At 58.7% G+C, this 17,269-nt stretch carries 15 protein-coding genes; 9 read left to right on the top strand and 6 right to left on the bottom strand.

What is annotated here, in order from left to right:
* Positions 1 to 204: 204 nt before the first annotated feature.
* Entirely contained in the window at positions 205 to 1,305 is a 1,101-nt protein-coding gene (gene gbcB / locus AC1DWM_RS18840; RefSeq protein ID WP_223515818.1) for a glycine-betaine demethylase subunit GbcB, read from the top strand.
* A gap of 517 nt (positions 1,306 to 1,822) precedes the next feature.
* Here gbcB and AC1DWM_RS18835 read toward each other — a convergent pair.
* From AC1DWM_RS18835 to AC1DWM_RS18810, 6 genes are all read right to left on the bottom strand, one after another.
* Positions 1,823 to 2,209, bottom strand: a complete 387-nt coding sequence (locus AC1DWM_RS18835) for a hypothetical protein (protein ID WP_223515801.1) — start codon at positions 2,207 to 2,209, stop codon at positions 1,823 to 1,825.
* Positions 2,206 to 3,675: a hypothetical protein gene (locus tag AC1DWM_RS18830; RefSeq protein ID WP_477795850.1), complete on the bottom strand. Its 1,470-nt coding sequence runs from the start codon at positions 3,673 to 3,675 to the stop codon at positions 2,206 to 2,208. Before AC1DWM_RS18830 ends, AC1DWM_RS18835 begins: the two co-directional genes overlap by 4 nt.
* A complete protein-coding gene (locus AC1DWM_RS18825; protein ID WP_223515795.1) occupies positions 3,672 to 4,157 on the bottom strand; it encodes an Hcp family type VI secretion system effector in 486 nt (161 codons plus the stop codon). Before AC1DWM_RS18825 ends, AC1DWM_RS18830 begins: the two co-directional genes overlap by 4 nt.
* A gap of 170 nt (positions 4,158 to 4,327) precedes the next feature.
* Entirely contained in the window at positions 4,328 to 5,152 is an 825-nt protein-coding gene (locus AC1DWM_RS18820) for an SDR family oxidoreductase (RefSeq protein ID WP_223515792.1), read from the bottom strand.
* A 129-nt stretch (positions 5,153 to 5,281) separates the two neighbouring features.
* Complete coding sequence (locus AC1DWM_RS18815; RefSeq protein ID WP_223515788.1) at positions 5,282 to 5,815, bottom strand: REP-associated tyrosine transposase; 534 nt, start codon at positions 5,813 to 5,815, stop codon at positions 5,282 to 5,284.
* A 249-nt stretch (positions 5,816 to 6,064) separates the two neighbouring features.
* The gene (locus AC1DWM_RS18810; protein ID WP_223515786.1) at positions 6,065 to 7,105 is read right to left on the bottom strand and encodes a threonine aldolase family protein; all 1,041 of its coding nucleotides are present in this window, start codon (positions 7,103 to 7,105) and stop codon (positions 6,065 to 6,067) included.
* 133 nt (positions 7,106 to 7,238) lie between these two features.
* Here AC1DWM_RS18810 and AC1DWM_RS18805 point away from each other — a divergent pair, with 133 nt between their 5' ends.
* The 8 genes from AC1DWM_RS18805 (at position 7,239) to fdhA (ending at position 17,225) form a co-directional block, all read left to right on the top strand.
* Positions 7,239 to 7,949 carry a TraX family protein gene (locus AC1DWM_RS18805; protein WP_477795849.1) on the top strand — a complete coding sequence of 237 codons (711 nt, stop codon included), beginning with the start codon at positions 7,239 to 7,241 and terminating at the stop codon, positions 7,947 to 7,949.
* 282 nt (positions 7,950 to 8,231) lie between these two features.
* On the top strand, positions 8,232 to 9,485 hold the full coding sequence (gene glyA / locus AC1DWM_RS18800; protein WP_223515781.1) for a serine hydroxymethyltransferase: 1,254 nt from the start codon (positions 8,232 to 8,234) through the stop codon (positions 9,483 to 9,485).
* Between the two features lie 23 nt (positions 9,486 to 9,508).
* Positions 9,509 to 10,759, top strand: coding sequence for a sarcosine oxidase subunit beta (locus AC1DWM_RS18795; RefSeq protein ID WP_007947735.1), 1,251 nt, complete (start codon positions 9,509 to 9,511; stop codon positions 10,757 to 10,759).
* 14 nt (positions 10,760 to 10,773) lie between these two features.
* Positions 10,774 to 11,103, top strand: a complete 330-nt coding sequence (locus AC1DWM_RS18790) for a sarcosine oxidase subunit delta (protein WP_007947734.1) — start codon at positions 10,774 to 10,776, stop codon at positions 11,101 to 11,103.
* Entirely contained in the window at positions 11,100 to 14,117 is a 3,018-nt protein-coding gene (locus AC1DWM_RS18785; protein ID WP_477795848.1) for a sarcosine oxidase subunit alpha, read from the top strand. The genes AC1DWM_RS18790 and AC1DWM_RS18785 overlap by 4 nt, the downstream gene beginning before the upstream one ends.
* Before the next feature lie 155 nt (positions 14,118 to 14,272).
* Positions 14,273 to 14,905 (top strand): sarcosine oxidase subunit gamma, encoded by a 633-nt coding sequence (locus AC1DWM_RS18780; RefSeq protein WP_223515774.1) that lies wholly within the window; start codon positions 14,273 to 14,275, stop codon positions 14,903 to 14,905.
* Between the two features lie 115 nt (positions 14,906 to 15,020).
* A complete protein-coding gene (gene purU, locus AC1DWM_RS18775) occupies positions 15,021 to 15,878 on the top strand; it encodes a formyltetrahydrofolate deformylase (protein WP_007947730.1) in 858 nt (285 codons plus the stop codon).
* A gap of 147 nt (positions 15,879 to 16,025) precedes the next feature.
* Positions 16,026 to 17,225, top strand: coding sequence for a formaldehyde dehydrogenase, glutathione-independent (gene fdhA / locus AC1DWM_RS18770; RefSeq protein WP_007947729.1), 1,200 nt, complete (start codon positions 16,026 to 16,028; stop codon positions 17,223 to 17,225).
* Positions 17,226 to 17,269: the final 44 nt, after the last annotated feature.

Raw genomic sequence — 17,269 nt, 5'->3', positions numbered from 1 at the left:
TCTTGGTATGGGGCGAGTGTGGGGCCGACGCCGGCCAGAACCTTATCCACGAGCGACATGGCCCACTCTGTTCCCGACGCGCAACCCCCGGTAGCTGCTGGCTGGTCGCGATAAGTATGTGAATGTCGCAGATAGGTAAATGGGTGGTTCGCACGTTACGCAGAATCGCCAACATAAGGCCGAGCATCGGCGGTGGAGAACAGCATGTCCAACAGCTTCCTGAATCCGGTAACGACCCAGACCTGGGCCAATGGTCGACACATCGTCCGTTGCGTCAAAGTCATCCAGGAAACCTGGGATGTGCGCACCTTCTGCTTTATGGCTGACCAGCCGATCCTGTTCTTCTTTAAACCGGGGCAGTTTGTCACCCTGGAGCTGGAAATCGAAGGGGTGCCGATCATGCGCTCCTACACCATTTCCAGCTCGCCATCGGTGCCTTACAGCTTTTCGGTGACGATCAAGCGCGTGCCGGGCGGCAAAGTCTCCAACTGGCTGCACGACACCCTGCACGAAGGCCAGGAGCTGGCGGTGCACGGGCCGGTCGGGCTGTTCAACGCCATGGACTTCACCGCACCGAAAGTGCTCTACCTCAGCGGCGGTGTCGGCATCACCCCGGTGATGTCCATGGCGCGCTGGTTCTACGACACCAACGGCAATGTCGACATGGTGTTTATCCACAGCGCACGTTCGCCTAAAGACATCATTTACCACCGCGAGCTGGAGCACATGGCATCGCGGATCGAGAACTTCAGCCTGCACCTGATTTGCGAGAAGCATGGCATGGGTGAGCCCTGGGCTGGTTATCGCGGTTACCTGAACCACAGAATGCTTGAATTGATGGCGCCGGACTTCCTTGAGCGCGAAGTGTTCTGCTGCGGCCCGACGCCGTATATGAGCGCGGTCAAGCGCTTGCTGGAAGCCGCTGGCTTCGACATGTCGCGTTACCACGAAGAATCCTTCGGCGCGACCCCGCCAGAGGCGCGCGCCGATGCCGTGGAACACGCTGAACAAGCGGCCGACGCCCCGGAAATCGATGCGGCGGATCTGCATCAGGTGGAGTTCACGGCGTCTGGCAAGAGTATTCGTGTGGCACCGGGGGAAACCGTTCACGCTGCGGCGGCCAAGTTGGGCCTGTTGATTCCGAAGGCGTGCGGGATGGGGATTTGCGGGACATGCAAGGTGATGAAGCTCGGTGGTGAAGTCGACATGGAACACAACGGCGGGATCACCGAGGAAGACGAGGCGGAAGGGTTTATTTTGTCTTGCTGCAGTGTGCCGAAGGGGGATGTGCGGATTGAGTTTTGAGAGACATGTGAAATAGCCGATCTGCCGTGTGGGAGGTCGGTTGTTAATCATCGTGATGTATGGTTATTTCAGGCTAACGCCGAAAAAAAGAGATACCTGATGCAGGAAAACTCCTGTGATAAAACTGTAAAAGCAGATCTTTCTATATAGGGATGAATCGTATTTGATGTTGTACCTTGCGGTGAGCACCGCGAGTGATATCAGGCATGCCGCGAATAAAAGAAGAATAGATACCGGGAAAAACAAACTTAGCCCTGTAAATTCGTGCCAAGGTACGTGTCGGCCCAGGTAAGGGATGGCGATTTTTTGATTATGAATAGCTCGTATCGCAATCCCGATAAAGATTATTGCGATTGTGTTAAATATCAACACAAATCTAATTTGTGCTTTTGGTGTCATTTTGTCTTTAGATGCGTAATTTTTATTTATGTATTCTTTGTTCTTGTGGGGCTTTTTTACTGGCATGTCAGAATTGTTTTTATTCATATGATGTTGTCTGCTGTAAGTTTAAATAATTTTAGACGAGGCCAAGTTCAGCGATCAGCCATAAGCACACCATTGCCGCTCCAAAATAAATCATGAGTTTACGTGTCAGCAGCAACTGGCGTTTAAGTTTTGGCGGGAAGTTTTCAATGTCCTGTGGGTCTAGCAAGCCGCTTTGAATGTGGTATTTGGGCCTCCACAGAATGCCGCAAACTTCCCCAACCATACGTATTCGCCCCCCCGGGCCTCCGTGCCATAGTGTTATAAGGGTTATGGAGAAAGGGCTGTTCTGAAGGCTGCTCAAGATGATATCTATTTTGGTTTTTGCTATGTAGAGCATGAAGCCGAGAAGGGTGAAAATTCCGACGACAACTATAATGCCCGCAACCATGAAAATATTTTCTGCAACACTAAGGCTCATTTTGTGTTCTCGTAGATAGACTCGGCCACGTATTCAGTCAATTTTTCGCCGGCGTATCCGCCAGCGAAGGAGCCAGCTCCCGCGACAAAAATTCCGCATAGAAGAATTCCGACGCCAGCTGTTGAGACACCAACGCCAACGCAAATTGCCGTAGTTGCGGTCGAAGTCAAAATACCGCTGGCAAGGGCACCGCCACCCACCCCGCCAATGAAGCTTCCAGCCTCCGTGAACTTCACTTTTTGACCCGCCTCGGTACTTCCATTTCTGCAAACATCCTGAACCTTCATGGCTGATGCGCTACCTCCCACAGCTGTGCCAATCCAACCGCCATATTTGACGTATTGCGATGCTTTGGTGACGGCCTGAATATGAGTGGCATAGCCGGGAGCCTGGCCGATGCCGCCGGCTTTTCTCCAGCGGTGCACCAGGTGTGGGTTGTCGATGCCAAGTGCGGTTTTGAGATTTGGATAATCAGGGAGGCCGATGGTTTTCTTCGTCAACTTGGTGAGTTGGCCGTCCAGATTTTTGAGCAGGCGGGCACGCTGTTTTTTGAATTTCTTTGAATTCAGGCTGCCATTTGCCTCGAGCGTATTGGTATGCAGGTTCTCAATGTCTTTCAGAATGGTTTTTATGCCATCCAGATGATTGGACGCCATGGCTGTGGTGACGCCAATCACTTTCGATTCATCCGAGAGCGCGGTCTGAATAACGCCATAGTGCTGCGCCATAAAATCCGCCTCCTCCACCGTCAACGGCTCCAGCGCAGTGCTGACGATTTGAGCGGTTTGCATCAGCAGAGATTCTTCATACGTACATTGCTGATGGTCCGGGTCGCTCAGGACAATCATCGATCCGGCTTTCACCAGATCCAGGTTCGGATTCAAAGTTCTGAATTTAGCGATGACGCTCGGGTTGGGAGACGGGAACAGTTGGGTCTCAAGTTTCTCGGCTGAAATGCTTTTGGGCACGATGTAAAACCCCGGCTCCTCTGGTGCTGGAACCTCCGCCGGCCAGCGTTCCTGAGGGAAAAAACCGGGAACGCGGGACGCTGGACGAGGGGCGTGAGTGGTGTTTTTGGCTCTCGTGTTTAGAGCTTTGAGATTCTGTGCATGCACCTCCCGTAACAGGCGCTCCGGGTCGGGTTGCGGCGCCGTTAGCGTGAGCATCGACAGCGGCGTCTGCTTGACCGCTTCGGGGATCGCACCGTGTTTCTTCAACATCAAGAGTCGGGACTGCTTCAAGAGGTTGTGCTGTTCCTGAACCAGCGCCCGTATCCCTTGTTCCGGGCTCTTCCGACCTGAGGTGACTTCATCGGCGATGCGCTTGGCGTAATCGGCGGCCTGCTGGTTGAAACGCACGCGGGCCGTGCCGAAAGCCAGGTGACGGGCGCTGATCGAGTGGGCATGCCCGATCAGCTTGGCGGCGGCGCTTTGGACGTCCCAGAGGTCGTGGCGCTCGAGCGTCACCCCTCTTCGCCCCACGAGGCGTACCCGGTGGTGCCGGCCGTGTGGTGAACCCAGCTGATGCCCCGATATCGCAACGCCAGCAACTCCTGAGGCTCCGCGTCGTTTTGCAGAATCACATGGGGTACATCCTGCGTCAGATTGGCGACAACGGCCCCGTCGAGGGAGACGGTGAAATACTTTTCCTGCTGCCCCATGGCGGATGTGCGATAGAAACTGATCGTGCAGTCGAGCTCTTCTCTGTTTGCGAGTGCCTGGGTCAGCAGCGGCGAGGATTTGTCGACATTTTTGGTGACGATGACCGGAAAGTGGGTGGGCTTGCCGAGGTTGCCATCGTTGGTCAGGTTGTGGCTGTAGGCTAGCACCATGATTTCATCGGTGTGCGCCGCCTGATACTTGTTGCCAACCGACTCCGGGGTCGAGCAACCCGCTGAAATCAGGCCTTGAGCTTTGCCTGTGATCGTCATGTAGCCGGGATTCGCCATCGCTGCCATTCCTTGTTTGAAATAGGATTCGGCAGTCTAGGACGAGGACTTCCCGGGTTTATGTAGTCTCTGGAGTAGTCCGTTTCTGAAAAGCAGCGATTGAAACAATTTGAGAACATCTGCGCCGACCCCGTCCGTAGGACAGGATCGACGTCTTCGCGGGGACAGCGTCAGTCGATAAACAGATCCGGCATCAGCGTCTCGGTTGAATCAGGCGCGAACCGATAGTGCTCAAATTCCGTTACCCCGTGTTCTCTCAAGATTTCCTCATCAATCAGCAATCGCCCGGTGATGCTGCGCCCGCTGCTGTCCAGAATGACGTGGGCGGCATCCGCCATGATCACCGGCGTGCGCGCATGCTTGAAGGATTCCCGCGAGCCGAGTTGAAACTCAATGGCGGCGGTGGCGATCATGGTCTGTGGCCACAGCGAATTGACGCTGATGCCGTAATTTTTGAATTCCTCGCTCATGCCCAGCGTCAGCATGCTCATGCCGTATTTGGTCACGGTGTAGGGGCTGTATTGCGCGAACCACTTGGTCGCCAGATTCAACGGCGGCGACAGGTTGAGAATGTGCCCGCCGGTTTTTTTCAGATAGGGCAGGGCGGCCTGGCTGCACAGCAATACGGCGCGGGTATTGATCTGGTGCATCAGGTCGAAACGCTTGAGCTCGATGTGTTGAACCCCGGTCAACTTGATGGCGCCGGCATTGTTGATCAGCGCATCGATGCCGCCGAAATGTTCGTTGGCCTGGGCCAGCGCTTTTCGCACCGCGTCTTCGTCACGCACATCCACTTGCAAGGCCAACGCCTGGCCACCCGCCGCTTCGACTTCCTGCGCCACACTGAAAATCGTGCCCGGCAACTTGGGGTGTGGCTCGGCGCTTTTGGCCGCAATCACAATGTTGGCCCCGTCACGCGCCGCGCGCAGCGCGATCTCACGGCCAATCCCGCGACTGGCGCCGGTGATGAACAGGGTTTTGCCTTTCAATGACATGCGTGCGCTCCTGATTATTGTTATGAGAGCGGATCAAAACCGCTCGCAGACAATGTAGACCAGGTCAGCAGGGCGCAGCTATTGATCGTTCCCACGCGGAGCGTGGGAACGATCACCGCGATCGCCGTCTCAGTACCACCGTTTAATTGCTATCAGGCCCTCTTTCCCTGCGTAGTCTCGGGCGCTTGAATATCGCCAGTGTTCTGGCAAATCTACATACCCACGCTTCACCGGGTTGTAGTGGATGTAATCCAGCTTCTGGCGCATCACCGTTTCGCTGTACACCATTTCTGCGTGTGAGCCTTCCTGCCACAGTTGGTAAACCCGGTCTTGCTTGTGCGCGCGTTTACTAAAGCGCAGGCGCTGCAATGCGCGCTCGGCACCTTTGTTCTGCAGGTCATCGATGATTTGCCGGGCGGTGAATGATTTGAACTGGCTGAGGCATTTGTTGAGGTCTGGAGCCTCTGCGACAAAGTGCAGATGGTTCTCCAGAATGACATAGCCATACAGCTTCAGATCTTTATGGGACTGCTGATAACGCCAGCAATTGAGTAGGTGGTCGACGATGTACGGACGGATGAACAGCGGCAACCATTCCATGATCGTGCAGGTCAGGAAATGTGGTTTGTCGGGTTCAGTGATGGTGTAGCGGCTTCGGCCCATGGGTGCATTCCTTTGCGAGGGAATGGCTAGGGTGAGCGTGGTTGTGTGGCTGTGCTAGAGGAGGATGCTGTGCAACCAGTGGGAAATTACGACGCGCTACCAGTGATCGTTCCCACGCTCCGCGTGGGAATGCAGCCCTTGACGCTCCGCGTCGCAACGATGTCCGACTTTGCACCGGTCGTGATACAGGAACGCGGAGCGTCCCGAGAGGCATTCCCACGCGGAGCGTGGGAACGATCATGCGTAACGTCAGCGGGACATGACTTCGCGAATGTCTGCGGCCAACTCCCGTACGCGCTCTTCTTCGGTGTCCCACGAGCACATGAAGCGTGCGCCGCCGTTGCCGATGAAGGTGTAGAAGCGCCAGCCCTTGGCGGTCAGTGCGGCGATGGCCGGTTCCGAGAGTTGCAGGAATACGCCGTTGGCCTGCACCGGGAACATCAATTCCACGCCGGGAATGTCGCTGACCAGTTCGGCCAGCAACTGCGCGCAGTGGTTGGCGTGGTGGGCGTATTTGAGCCAGGCGTCGTTTTCCAGAATCCCGACCCACGGCGCCGAGAGGAAGCGCATCTTGGATGCCAGCTGCCCGGCCTGCTTGCAGCGATAGTCGAAGTCTTCAGCCAGTTTTTGGTTGAAGAACAAAATTGCCTCACCGACTGCCATGCCGTTTTTGGTACCACCGAAGCACAGCACGTCAACACCGGCCTTCCAGGTCAGGTCTGCCGGGGAGCAACCGAGGAACGCGCACGCATTGGAGAACCGCGCGCCGTCCATGTGCAGGTTCAGGCCCAGCTCTTTGCAGGTGGCGCTGATGGCGCGGATTTCTTCCGGGGTGTAGACGCTGCCGACTTCGGTCGCCTGGGTCAGGGTCACGACGCGCGGTTTCGGGTAGTGGATGTCCTGGCGCTTGAGGGCGACTTCGCGGATCGATTCCGGGGTCAGCTTGCCGTTTTCAGTGCGGGCGATCAGCAGTTTGGAGCCGTTCGAGAAGAATTCCGGTGCGCCGCATTCGTCGGTTTCGACGTGGGCGGTTTCCGAGCAGATCACGCTGTGGTAACTCTGGCACAGCGACGACAGGGCCAACGAGTTGGCAGCGGTGCCGTTGAAGGCGAAGAACACTTCGCAGTCGGTTTCGAACAGTTTGCGGAAGTCGTCGGACGCGCGAGCGGTCCATTCGTCGTCGCCGTAAGCGCGCTGGTGGCCGTGGTTGGCCTGTTCCATCGCCGCCCAGGCTTCAGGGCAGATACCGGAATAGTTGTCGCTGGCGAATTGTTGGCTCTTATCGGTCATGGCCCTGCTTTCCGTGGTCGAGACGCTTATGGTGAAGCGACTCGTGGTCAATGATGGTGCGCACTTTACCGAAGATCATCCGGGGAGCACACGCGATGCGTCTGACAGAAAAACACAAAGACGACGGGCAATTATGCACATGACTCAACGGGATGGGGCACTGGATCTGCTCAAGTGGCTGGCGCTATTGAGCATGGTGCTCGATCACCTGCGATATGTCGGTTATTCCGTCGATCTGCTGTATGTCCCGGGACGACTGGCCTTTCCGTGGTTTTGTCTGGCGATGGCGGTGAATGTTTTCCGTGCACGGGAAGTTAAGCATCAATGGCGGTATTTGGGCTGGTTGCTGCTGTTCAGTGCTATCAGCGAGATCCCTTACAGGCTGTACATTCCTGATCCCGCCACCTTGAATGTGATGCCCACGCTGGCGCTCGGTCTGTTGGTTGCGCGTGGCTGGCAGCACCCGACACTGCCATCGCGACTGCTGGCGGTCGGCGCTCTGACGCTGGCGGCATTGTTCCGGGAACATGTGATGTTTGGTTTCTTCGGGGTGCTGTTGCCGTTGGCGATGTTGCTGGTGATCAATCGGCCCTGGTACTTCAGCCTGTTGCCGGGTGTGATCTGCTTGGCGGCCAATGAATGGCACGTGCTGTATTACGCCGCGAAGCTGGGCAACAGTGCTGCCGTTCCCGGCATCGTCGCTTGTCTGATCGCGCCATTGCTTGGAATGTTGCTATTGCGACACGCCAAAGGCGTCCATCCACCGCCGATGCGCCGCTGGGCCTATGCCCTCTATCCCGCGCATTTCCTGCTGTTGCTCGCATTACGACAGGCCATCGCATAACCCTGTAGGAGCTGGCTTGCCAGCGATTGCGGTGGGTCTGCCGATATCAATGCCGGATGTGCTGCCCCATCGCTGGCAAGCCAGCTCCTACAGGGATCTGTGCTGAATCGAAGGTTGTGTTGAGCCTGCCATTTTCCGCCATGTCGTAAACGCACCTTTGCGTGGCGTCCATAGGCATTTGACCTGCCTGCGCCGGTCATACCATCGCATTCAAAGGGCACAGCCGAAAGGCACATGCCTCACCGAGACGAATGGCGCACCACCGCCGCTGGGAGAGACGCGATGTTCAGCAAGCAAGACCAGATCCAGGGTTACGACGATGCACTGCTGGCGGCGATGAATGCCGAGGAGCAACGCCAGGAAGATCACATCGAGCTGATCGCGTCAGAGAACTACACCAGCAAACGCGTCATGGAAGCGCAAGGCAGTGGCCTGACCAACAAATACGCCGAAGGCTATCCGGGCAAGCGCTACTACGGCGGCTGCGAGCACGTCGACAAGGTTGAAGCCCTGGCCATCGAACGCGCCAAGCAACTGTTCGGTGCCGACTACGCCAACGTGCAGCCGCACTCCGGTTCCTCGGCCAACAGCGCCGTCTATCTGGCACTGCTGCAAGCCGGCGACACCATTCTCGGCATGAGCCTGGCCCACGGCGGTCACCTGACCCACGGCGCAAAAGTGTCGTCCTCGGGCAAGCTGTACAACGCCGTGCAGTACGGCATCGACACCAAAACCGGGCTGATCGACTACGACGAAGTCGAACGTCTGGCCGTTGAATGCCAACCGAAGATGATCGTTGCCGGCTTCTCGGCCTACTCCAAGACCCTCGACTTCCCGCGCTTCCGTCAGATCGCCGACAAAGTCGGTGCCCTGCTGTTCGTCGACATGGCGCACGTCGCCGGTCTGGTCGCCGCCGGTTTGTATCCGAACCCGCTGCCGTACGCTGATGTGGTGACCACCACCACTCACAAGACCCTGCGCGGTCCGCGTGGCGGCCTGATCCTGGCCAAGTCCAACGAAGAAATCGAGAAGAAGCTCAACGCTGCGGTATTCCCCGGTGCCCAGGGCGGCCCGTTGATGCACGTGATCGCTGGTAAAGCAGTGTGCTTCAAGGAAGCGCTGGAGCCTGGTTTCAAGGTCTATCAACAACAAGTGATCGACAACGCCCAGGCCATGGCCGGCGTATTTATCAAACGCGGCTACGATGTAGTGTCCGGCGGTACCGATAACCACCTGTTCCTGGTCAGCCTGATTCGTCAGGGCCTCACCGGCAAAGAGGCGGATGCAGCACTCGGTCGCGCCCACATCACCGTGAATAAGAACGCTGTCCCGAACGATCCACAGTCGCCGTTCGTGACCTCCGGCCTGCGTATCGGCACCCCGGCGGTGACCACGCGCGGCTTCAAGGTGACCCAGTGCGTCACGCTGGCCGGCTGGATCTGCGACATCCTCGACAACCTCGGCGATGCCGATGTCGAGGCCAATGTCGCCGAGCAGGTTTCTGCCCTGTGCGCGGACTTCCCGGTTTATCGCTGAGCGCGGTTTTGGAGTAAATGACTATGCAACGCTACTCGGGCTTCGGCCTCTTCAAACACTCCCTCAGCCATCACGAAAACTGGCAGAAAATGTGGCGCACGCCGACCCCTAAAAAGGTCTATGACGTGGTCATCGTCGGCGGTGGCGGGCATGGTCTGGCGACCGCCTACTACCTGGCCAAGGAACACGGCATCACCAACGTGGCTGTGGTCGAAAAAGGCTGGCTGGGCGGCGGTAACACCGCGCGCAACACCACCATCGTTCGCTCCAACTACCTGTGGGACGAGTCGGCGCACCTGTACGAACACGCGATGAAACTGTGGGAAGGTCTGTCCCAGGACCTGAACTACAACGTGATGTTTTCCCAGCGCGGCGTTTACAACCTGTGCCACACCCTGCAGGACATTCGTGATTCCGAGCGTCGGGTCAGCGCCAACCGCCTCAACGGCGTGGACGGCGAACTGCTCGATGCCAAGCAAGTGGCCGACGAGATTCCGTACCTCGACTGCTCGAAAAACACTCGCTACCCGGTGATGGGCGCCACCGTCCAGCGTCGCGGCGGCGTGGCCCGTCACGATGCCGTGGCCTGGGGCTTTGCCCGTGCCGCTGACGCATTGGGTGTGGACCTGATTCAACAGACCGAAGTGATCGGCTTCCGCAAGGAAAACGGTGTGTGCATCGGCGTTGAAACCAACAAGGGCTTCATCGGCGCCAAGCGCGTCGGTGTAGTGACCGCCGGTAACTCCGGGCACATGGCCAAACTCGCCGGTTTCCGCCTGCCGATCGAATCCCACCCGCTGCAAGCGCTGGTGTCCGAGCCGATCAAGCCGATTATCGACAGCGTGATCATGTCCAACGCCGTGCACGGCTACATCAGCCAGTCCGACAAGGGCGACCTGGTGATCGGCGCCGGTATCGACGGCTACAACGGCTACGGCCAGCGTGGTTCGTACCCGGTGATCGAGCACACCATCCAGGCCATCGTCGAGATGTTCCCGGTGCTGTCCCGCGTACGCATGAACCGGCAGTGGGGCGGCATCGTCGACACCACCCCGGATGCGTGCCCGATCATTTCGAAAACCCCGGTGCCGAACATGTTCTTCAACTGCGGTTGGGGCACCGGCGGCTTCAAGGCGACACCTGGCTCGGGCAACGTATTTGCCGCAAGCCTGGCCAAGGGTGAAATGCACCCATTGGCCGCACCTTTCTCCATCGACCGTTTCCACAACGGTGCGTTGATCGATGAACACGGCGCTGCTGCGGTTGCCCACTAACAGGAGAAATCCCCATGTTGCATATCTTCTGTCCTCACTGCGGCGAACTGCGCTCCGAAGAGGAATTCCATGCATCCGGCCAGGCGCACATCCCGCGTCCACTGGATCCGACCACTTGCACCGACGAGGAGTGGGGCGACTACATGTTCTTCCGCGATAACCCTCGCGGCCTGCACCACGAGCTTTGGGATCACGTCGCCGGTTGCCGTCAGTACTTCAACGTCACCCGCGACACCGTGACTTACGAGATTCTCGAAACCTACAAGATCGGCACCAAGCCGCAGTTCACCGACAAGACTGAAAGTCCGAAAGCGGCCGCGCAGGCTCTGGGAGCGAAGGTATGAGCCAGATCAATCGCCTGTCCAACGGTGGTCGGATCGACCGCAACAAAGTGCTGAACTTCACCTTCAACGGCCAGAGCTACAAAGGCTTTGAAGGCGACTCGCTGGCCGCTGCCCTACTGGCCAACGGCGTCGACATCATCGGTCGCAGCTTCAAGTATTCCCGTCCGCGCGGCATCTTCGCTGCTGGCGCCGAAGAGCCGAACGCCGTGCTGCAAATCGGCGCGACAGAAGCCACACAGATTCCGAACGTACGCGCCACGCAACAAGCGCTGTACCAAGGCCTGGTCGCCACCAGCACCAACGGCTGGCCAAGCGTGAACAACGACATGATGGGGATTCTCGGCAAGGTCGGCGGCAAGCTGATGCCGCCGGGCTTCTACTACAAAACCTTCATGTACCCGCAATCGTTCTGGATGACTTACGAGAAGTACATTCGTAAAGCCGCCGGTCTTGGCCGCTCGCCGACCGAGAACGATCCGGACACTTACGACTACATGAACCAGCACTGCGATGTGCTGATCGTTGGCGCTGGCCCTGCTGGCCTGGCCGCTGCACTGGCCGCTGCGCGCAGCGGTGCCCGTGTGATCCTCGCTGATGAACAGGAAGAGTTCGGCGGCAGCCTGCTCGACTCCCGCGAAAGCCTCGACGGCAAGCCTGCTGCCGAATGGATCGCCAGCGTCATCGCCGAGCTCAAAGACACCCCGGACGTGCTGCTGTTGCCGCGCGCCACGGTCAACGGCTACCACGACCATAACTTCCTGACCATTCACGAGCGCCTGACCGATCACCTCGGCGACCGCGCGCCAATTGGCCAGGTGCGTCAGCGCATCCACCGTGTTCGCGCCAAGCGTGTTGTTCTCGCGACCGGCGCTCACGAGCGTCCGCTGGTTTACGGCAACAACGACGTGCCGGGCAACATGCTCGCCGGCGCTGTGTCGACTTACGTGCGTCGTTATGGCGTGGCACCGGGCAAAAAACTGGTGCTGTCGACCAACAACGATCACGCCTATCGCGTGGCGCTGGACTGGCTCGACGCCAGCCTGCAAGTGGTGGCCATCGCCGACGCCCGCAGCAATCCGCGTGGTGCCCTGGTTGAAGAAGCACGCGCCAAAGGCATTCGCATCCTGACCGGCAGCGCCGTGATCGAGGCCCGTGGCAGCAAGCACGTGACCGCTGCTCGTGTGGCGGCGATTGATGTGAAAGCCCACGCGGTGACCAGCCCTGGCGAGTGGCTCGAATGCGATCTGGTTGCCAGCTCCGGTGGTTACAGCCCGGTGGTTCACCTGGCTTCGCACTTGGGTGGCAAGCCGATCTGGCGTGAAGACATCCTCGGTTTCGTACCGGGCGAAGCGCCGCAAAAACGCGTGTGCGTCGGTGGCATCAACGGCGTCTATGGCCTCGGCGATTCCCTCGCCGATGGTTTTGAAGGGGGCGCTCGCGCCGCTGCCGAAGCCGGTTTCCAAACAGTCGAAGGCGTACTGCCAAAAGCCTTGAGCCGTCTGGAAGAGCCAACGTTGGCGCTGTTCCAGGTGCCACACGAAAAAGCTACCGCACGGGCGCCGAAGCAGTTCGTCGACCTGCAAAACGATGTCACCGCCGCCGCCATCGAACTGGCGACCCGCGAAGGCTTCGAGTCGGTCGAGCACGTCAAACGCTACACCGCACTGGGTTTCGGTACGGACCAGGGCAAGCTCGGCAACGTCAACGGCCTGGCCATCGCCGCCCGTTCGCTGAACGTGACCATCCCGCAGATGGGCACCACCATGTTCCGCCCGAACTACACGCCGGTCACCTTCGGCGCTGTGGCCGGTCGTCACTGTGGGCACATCTTCGAGCCGGTGCGTCACACTGCACTGCATCACTGGCACGTGAAAAACGGTGCCGAGTTTGAAGACGTCGGTCAGTGGAAACGTCCGTGGTACTTCCCGAAAACCGGTGAAGACATTCATGCCGCCGTGAAACGCGAATGCAAAGCCGTGCGCGACAGCGTCGGCCTGCTGGATGCGTCGACCTTGGGCAAGATCGATATCCAGGGCCCGGATTGCCGTGAGTTCCTCAATCGCATCTACACCAACGCCTGGACCAAGCTCGATGTGGGCAAGGCGCGCTACGGCCTGATGTGTAAAGAAGACGGCATGGTCTTCGACGACGGCGTAACTGCCTGCCTCGCCGACAACCATTTCGTGATGACCACCACCACGGGCGGCGCCGCACGCGTGCTGCAATGGCTGGAAATCTACCACCAGACCGAATGGCCGGAACTGAAGGTGTACTTCACTTCCGTGACGGATCACTGGGCAACCATGACCCTGTCCGGGCCGAACAGCCGCAAGCTGCTCAGCCACGTCACCGACATCGACCTGAGCAACGAAGCCTTCCCGTTCATGACCTGGAAAGAAGGTCTGGTCGGCGGTGTGCCAGCACGGGTATTCCGGATTTCGTTTACCGGTGAGCTGTCGTACGAAGTCAACGTGCAAGCCGACTACGCCATGGGCGTGCTCGAGAAAATCGTCGAGGCCGGCAAGCAATACAACCTGACGCCGTACGGCACCGAGACCATGCACATCCTGCGGGCCGAGAAGGGCTTCATCATCGTCGGTCAGGACACTGACAGCTCGATGACACCGGACGACTTGAACATGGGCTGGTGTGTCGGTCGCACTAAACCTTTTTCATGGATCGGTCAGCGTGGCATGAACCGCGAAGACTGCGTGCGTGATCAACGTAAGCAACTGGTGGGCCTGAAGCCGATCGATCCGACCAAGTGGCTGCCGGAAGGTGCGCAATTGGTGTTCAACACCAAGCAAGCGATCCCGATGACCATGGTCGGCCACGTTACCTCCAGCTACCTGCATAACTCCCTCGGCTATTCGTTTGCCATGGGCGTGGTGAAAGGCGGGTTGAAGCGCATCGGTGAGCGAGTGTTCGCACCGCTGGCAGATGGCAGCGTGATCGAGGCGGAAATCGTTTCTTCGGTGTTCTTCGATCCTAAGGGTGATCGCCAGAACGTTTAAAGGCGAGGCGCGGTGCATCTGATGCACCGCGTCGCCTGAATCGCCGGCAAGCCGGCTCCTACAGGGTTTGCGCGAATTTGTAGGAGCTGGCTTGCCAGCGAAGGCGCCAGTCCGGACACCGCTAGCTTCACAACAGAATTCAGGAAAGGTGCTTTATGACCGCAGCCAATGTTTACCAACAACGCCCAACCACCGGGGCCAAGGCCGAGTCGTCGCTGCATCATGCCGACCTCGCCAGCCTGGCGGGCAAGGGCCGCAAAAATGCCGGCGTGACCGTGCGTGAGAAAAAACTCCTCGGCCACCTGACCATTCGTGGCGATGGCCACGATGCTGCATTTGCCGCCGGTGTGCACAAAGCGCTCGGCATCGAATTGCCGGGTGCGCTGACCGTCGTCATCAAAGGCGAAACCAGCCTGCAATGGATGGGGCCGGATGAATGGCTGCTGATCGTGCCGACCGGTGAAGAATTCGCCGCCGAGCAAAAGCTGCGCAAAGCGCTGGGCGATTTGCACATTGCAATCACCAACGTCAGCGGCGGCCAGCAGATCCTCGAACTCAGCGGCCCGAAAGTGCGTCAGGTGCTGATGAAGTCCACCAGCTACGACGTGCACCCCAACAGCTTCCCGGTGGGCAAGGCGGTTGGCACGGTGTTCGCCAAGTCGCAACTGGTGATCCGTCATACCGCTGAAGACACCTGGGAACTGCTGATCCGTCGCAGCTTCTCGGATTACTGGTGGTTGTGGTTGCAGGATGCGTCGGCTGAGTACGGGCTTAGCGTTCAGGCTTGAGATTGCTTTCGCTGGCAAGCCAGCTCCTGTAGGAGCTGGCTTGCCAGCGATCAACCGCGCAGCGGTTGCCCATTACGAGCAGCGGTTGCCCATAACGAACAGGAGTCACCGCACTATGAGCCGCGCCCCAGACACATGGATTCTGACCGCCGACTGCCCCAGCGTCCTCGGCACCGTGGACGCGGTGACCCGCTTTTTGTTCGAGCAGGGCTGCTACGTCACTGAGCACCATTCCTTCGATGACCGGCTCTCGGGCCGTTTTTTCATTCGCGTGGAATTCCGTCAGCCCGACGGCTTCGACGAGCAAGCCTTCCGCGCCGGTCTCGAAGAACGTGGTGCCAATTTCGGCATGATCTTCGAACTGACCGCGCCGAACTACCGGCCAAAAGTGGTGATCATGGTCTCCAAGGCCGATCACTGCCTCAACGATTTGCTTTACCGCCAGCGCATCGGCCAATTGTCGATGGACGTGGCCGCCGTGGTTTCCAATCACCCGGACCTCAAGCCGCTGGCCGACTGGCACCAGATTCCGTATTACCACTTCCCGCTGGACCCCAACGACAAGCCGTCGCAGGAGCGTCAAGTGTGGCAGGTGATCGAAGAGTCCGGCGCCGAACTGGTGATCCTTGCGCGATATATGCAAGTGCTGTCGCCCGAGCTGTGCCGCAAACTCGACGGCAAGGCGATCAATATTCATCACTCCCTGCTGCCCGGTTTCAAGGGTGCCAAGCCGTATCACCAGGCCTACAACAAGGGCGTGAAACTGGTCGGCGCCACGGCGCATTACATCAACAACGACCTGGACGAAGGGCCGATCATTGCCCAAGGCGTTGAGGCGGTGGACCACAGTCATTACCCGGAAGATCTGATCGCCAAGGGGCGGGATATTGAAGGGCTGACGTTGGCGCGGGCGGTTGGTTATCACATTGAAAGACGGGTTTTTTTGAACGCCAACAGAACCGTCGTTCTTTAGTTCGCGTTTCCCCTGTAGGAGCTGGCTTGCCAGCGAAGAGGCCCTCCCAAACAACGCAAAAAGACACAGGCAATAACCCGAGCAATCAACGCGCCGCCGATCCATGGCGACGCGACCGCTACATAAAAACAACAGCGAGGTGAAAGCATGTCTGGCAATCGTGGTGTGGTGTATCTCGGCAATGGTAAAGTCGAAATACAGAAAATCGACTATCCAAAAATGCAGGACCCGCGCGGCAGGAAGATTAACCACGCTGTCATCCTGCGTGTGGTGTCCACCAACATCTGTGGTTCCGACCAGCACATGGTGCGCGGCCGTACCACCGCTCAGACCGGTCTGGTACTGGGCCACGAAATCACTGGCGAAGTCATCGAGAAGGGCAGCGACGTCGAAAACCTGCAAATCGGCGACCTGGTGTCCGTACCGTTCAACGTGGCTTGCGGGCGCTGCCGTTCCTGCAAGGAAATGCACACCGGTGTCTGCCTCAGCGTTAACCCGGCCCGTCCGGGCGGTGCCTATGGTTATGTCGACATGGGCGACTGGACCGGCGGGCAGGCGGAATACGCAATGGTGCCGTACGCCGACTTCAACTTGTTGAAACTGCCGGATCGCGATCGCGCGATGGAAAAAATCCGCGACCTGACTTGCCTCTCCGACATCCTGCCAACCGGTTACCACGGCGCAGTGACTGCCGGCGTCGGCCCAGGCAGCACCGTGTACATCGCCGGCGCTGGCCCGGTTGGCCTGGCCGCAGCTGCTTCCGCTCGCCTGTTGGGCGCGGCAGTGGTGATCATCGGTGACGTCAATACCGTCCGCCTGGCCCACGCCAAGGCTCAAGGTTTCGAAATCGCCGACCTGTCCCTGGACACCCCTCTGCACGAACAAATCGCTGCATTGCTGGGCGAACCGGAAGTGGATTGCGCCGTCGACGCCGTAGGCTTCGAAGCACGCGGCCACGGCCATGACGGCGTGAAACACGAGGCTCCGGCCACCGTGCTCAACTCGTTGATGGGCGTGGTTCGTGTGGCCGGCAAAATCGGTATTCCTGGCCTGTACGTGACGGAAGACCCGGGTGCGGTGGACGCCGCCGCGAAAATGGGCAGCCTGAGCATTCGCTTCGGTCTGGGCTGGGCCAAATCCCACAGCTTCCACACCGGCCAGACACCTGTGATGAAGTACAACCGCCAGCTGATGCAGGCGATCATGTGGGACCGCATCCACATTGCCGACATCGTCGGCGTGGAAGTCATCAGCCTGGATGACGCGCCACGTGGGTATGGTGAGTTCGATGCGGGCGTGCCGAAGAAGTTTGTGATTGATCCGCACAAACTGTTCAGCGCTGCGTAAGGCTTCAAGCAACGCATAACGGCGACCTTCGGGTCGCCGTTTTT

This window comes from Pseudomonas sp. P4_C8 (assembly GCF_056401975.1).
This window is presented reverse-complemented; position numbering and strand designations above follow the sequence as displayed.